Consider the following 1,159-nt stretch of genomic DNA (forward strand, 5'->3'; position numbering starts at 1 on the left):
CGCGCTGCCAGCCGCCGACGGGGTGCGGCCGGTCGACGACCTCCAGCCGTGCCCCGTGCGCCCGCAGCAACGCGCGCATCGACGGTTCGAGCTCGTGGTCGACCACCAGCACGACCGGGTGACCCAGCGCCTGCCCGGCGAACGCCAGGCCGAGCCCGAGCGTGCCGCTGGTCGACTCCACTACGACCGCGCCGGGGCGCAGCTCGCCGCGCTCCCGTGCGGCCACCAGCATCGCGACCGCCGAGCGCGCCTTCATGCCGCCCGCGCCCAGGTGCTCCAGCTTCGCCCAGAACCCGCCGTGGCGGTGGGGGAGCGGTGTGTCGACGCGGACGACCGGGGTGTTGCCGAGCAGGTCGAACAGGTGGGGGTTGCGGCGGATCGTGGGGGAGGGCGGCGCGGTCACCGGACCCGTCCCGGTCGTGGCGTGCCGGCGCGGTAGTGGTGCAGGGTCGTCGGACCGCCGTGCAGCCAGAAGAACGGGAACGGCTCCGCGGACACCGCCGTGACGCCCGAGCCCAGGAACCACGGCACGATCGCGCTCGCGGTCTGGGCGAACACCACCAGCGGCCGGTCCGCCGCGACGGCCGCGCGCAGCAGCGGTTCGAAGCTGCCGTTGCCGACCGTCATGCCGGAGGCCAGCACCAGGTCGCAGTCCGCGACGGCGGCCAGCGCGTCGGTCTCGATCGGCTCGCCCCACTCCGTGCGGCCGCCCTTGAGGTCGCACGGCACGTACCGCAGGCCGCGGGCGCGCAGGTGGTGCAGCAGGGAGTTCACCACGCCGACGACCAGCACCCGTTGCCCCGGCGCGGCGTCCAGCAGGTCGACCACGGCCGACGCGCGGGCCATCGACTTGGCCAGCGAGTCGCCGGAGCCGATCACGACGTGGTGCGCGGCCGAGAGGTCGTGCGGGTGGGCGTGCATCAGGTACGCGTCCAGCACCGCCGTGCGGATCGCGGCGTCGGGGTGGGTGAGCAGGTCCGCGACGCGTTCGCCCGCGCAGTCGGTCACGGCCGCGTCGTCCGACCCGTCGGGTTCGACCGAGCACGAGCCGACCGCGTCGCCGACCCGCACGCTGACCACGGTGTTGCGGTACGCCTGGCCGCGCGAGACGTGCCGGGCGCGCTGCCTGGTGGGGAACGCGACGCTCTCCCGGCACCCG

2 protein-coding genes are annotated in these 1,159 nt (G+C 75.5%); both read right to left on the bottom strand.

The window, feature by feature from the left end; all coding sequences use genetic code 11:
• Window positions 1–403 (bottom strand): pyridoxal-phosphate dependent enzyme (locus tag AB0G02_RS41435; protein ID WP_360806413.1); only part of this gene is annotated, 403 nt, incomplete at its 3' end.
• A partial coding sequence (locus AB0G02_RS41440; RefSeq protein WP_360806416.1) for a DUF364 domain-containing protein occupies window positions 400–1,159 on the bottom strand: 760 nt, incomplete at its 5' end. The genes AB0G02_RS41435 and AB0G02_RS41440, both read right to left, overlap by 4 nt.

The organism is Actinosynnema sp. NPDC023658 (genome assembly GCF_040639995.1).
GTDB lineage: Bacteria > Actinomycetota > Actinomycetes > Mycobacteriales > Pseudonocardiaceae > Actinosynnema.